The sequence below is a fragment of the Mesorhizobium sp. M4A.F.Ca.ET.020.02.1.1 genome (assembly GCF_004022645.1).
In the GTDB taxonomy this organism is placed as follows: Bacteria; Pseudomonadota; Alphaproteobacteria; order Rhizobiales; family Rhizobiaceae; genus Mesorhizobium.
On record NZ_RZOI01000812.1, the window covers coordinates 1 to 2,532 of the forward strand.

Consider the following 2,532-nt stretch of genomic DNA (forward strand, 5'->3'; position numbering starts at 1 on the left):
CGCGGCAGCTCGTGCAGGACCGCATCGCCGCCGGCGACCACGCGGCGCTGCCGATGCAGGCCAAGCTGCTCGAAATGACCGATGCGCGTCTGCGCGCGGCGGATGCGGCGGATTTCAAGGAACCGAAGAACTTTCGCGCCCTGCTCGTCTACGGCATGAGCGGCGGCAATCCCGTCACCGTCGAGGCTGCCGCCTCGCGTGCCGAGACCGACCCGCAAAGCCTCGCCATCGCCAGGGGCATCATCAGCTATCTCAACGGCCGGCCGGCCGAGGCGATCGAAACGCTTAAGCCGATCGACCCGATGGCGCTGCCCACCGACCTCGGCGCCTTCCTGGCGCTGGTCAAGGGCTCGCTGCTAGCCACCGAACAGCCGGCCGCGGCGCTCGCTTTGCTCGACAATGCCCGCCTGCTCAGCCCAGGCACGCTGGTCGAGGAAGCAGCGCTTCGCCGCTCGGTCGGCATTGCCGCGCAGCAGGGCGATGCGGCGCGCTTCGCACTCGCCTCCACCCAATATGTCGCCAGCTATCTCCACTCGCCCTATGCCAGCCAGTTCGCCGATTCCTTCGTCTCCGGCGTCATTCAACTGCACATGGCGGTCAGCCAGGACAAGCTTGCCGACATCACCTCGATGATGGATCCCGAGCGCGAGAAGGTGATCTATCTGCGTATCGCCCGCCGGGCGGCGATCGACGGTCTGACCGCGCTCTCCACCTTCGCCTCGGCCATGGCTGAGAAAGGCCGCGACGGTAACGGCAATGAGGACGACCCGCGCGCCCAGCTCTATTCCAGCCTGTCCACGGTGACGTCGAGCACCATCGACGATGTGCGCGCCAAGCTGAAGAAGATCGATCGCGGCAAGCTCTCGGAAAGCGACCGTGCGCTGCTCGATGCCGCGCAAGCCGTCGCCGGCGAAGTTGTCGCGCGACCGGCGGTCCCGGCCGTCGAGAAGCCCGACACCGACGCCGGCAAATCTGCGCCTGGGAAATCCGCCGCCGAGATCGCGGCGACGGAGAAGCAGGAAGACGCCGACCTGCCGCCGGTCGACGGCGCGATGTCCGAGCAGCCGGCGGTCGAGGCCTCCGCTTCCGCAACGAAACCGGCGGACGCGCAGCCCTCTGCATCGTTCGCCCCGGATATGCCGGCCCCGGCAACGGCCGCGCCGTCGGCGCCGGAGCCGGCCGCGGCCGAAGCGCCGGCAGTGGCAGCGGCATCTGCCGGGACGGCGGCGGCTCAGCCCTCGCCGACACCGGAATCGTCAGCCGGCCTCGATCCGCAGGACGCCACCGACGCCGCGATGTTGCAGACGCGCCGCCAACTCAACAAGATCGACCAACTGCTTGGAGCAGCTCCCAAATGACCTCCAGCCTCGGCCATGCCCTCACGGGACTTGTCTCCACAAACGTGACGTCCAAGTCGGCGGCGCCGGCGGCGAAGAACGAGGCCACGAGCTTCGGCGACCTGCTGCGCGGCGCTGAAAAGCAGTCCGCCCAGGAAAACCAGCAACCGGCCGAGACTGGACCCCACGATGCGCGATGGAACCGGCGGGCGTTTGCCAACGCCGGCAAGGCGCAGCCTGACGGCAACGCTACGGCGACGACCGCCGCGCCAAAGCCGCCAGCCGGCAAGGCCGTCGACAGCGATGCCGATACTGATACGGACACGGCCTCGAAGGAGACCGACACGGCCGCGCGGAGCGCAAATGCGAGCCCACTTCAGGACAGCCTGCCATTGCTGATGGCGCTCAACGATATCGGCCGCTTCCAGGCGTCGGCCAAGGCCGGCGGACAGGAAGACGCCGGCGATGGCCAGGCGAGTGAGCCGGCGCCGGGCGGCCAGCCGCCGGCTCAGTTGCTCTCCACCTTGAAGAAATCGGACGCAACGCCCGGCCTCGAGACCCCTGATCCCGGTGCATTCTCGCGATCCGAGCGCGCCGCCAGCGCCGAAGACTTCCCCGGGAAGCTCCGGCAGCCGGAAGCCATCAGCGCCGTCTTCAAGGACCTGCCGCGCCGGGACGATGGAGCCGCATCGCCACCGGAGGACCAGACGCCCGTGGACGTGGCGGCGTCGCCGGCAAAGCGATCTGCGCCGTCGTCGAAAGCCCTTGACGCGATCCGTTCGGCCACGCCGTCGGAACAGGCAAAGCAGTCATCGTCGGCCGCGCGCATCGACGTCGTCCACGAGCAGAGCTTCCCGGCTCCGGCGCAGAACCCGCTAAGCCAGACGGCATCGGCGCTGATCGACGCGCTGGCCTCGGACAAGGGTCTGCCGCAGGCGTTTTCGACCACCTCGCCAGGCTCGCAACCGGTCGCTTCTGTTGCCGTTCCGACACATATATTGAAGATCGAGCTTCACCCGGCCGAGCTTGGCATGGTCACGGCCAGCCTGCGGCTTTCCGGAGAGCAACTTTCGATTGAGCTGAAGCCCGAAACCCACGACGCGCATCGTCGTCTCGCGGCCGACAGCGAGGCGATCGTCAAGTCGCTGCGCGGGCTCGGCTTCGACGTCGACAAGGTCACGGTACTGCAACCTTC

Annotated in this window: 2 protein-coding genes; both read left to right on the forward strand. The window is 68.2% G+C overall.

Annotated elements, in window-relative coordinates:
• A partial coding sequence (locus EN742_RS31470) for a chemotaxis protein MotC (RefSeq protein WP_128333698.1) occupies positions 1-1,358 on the forward strand: 1,358 nt, incomplete at its 5' end.
• Positions 1,355-2,532: flagellar hook-length control protein FliK (locus EN742_RS31475; RefSeq protein ID WP_148670392.1), on the forward strand; the 1,178-nt coding region annotated here is incomplete at its 3' end. The genes EN742_RS31470 and EN742_RS31475, both read left to right, overlap by 4 nt.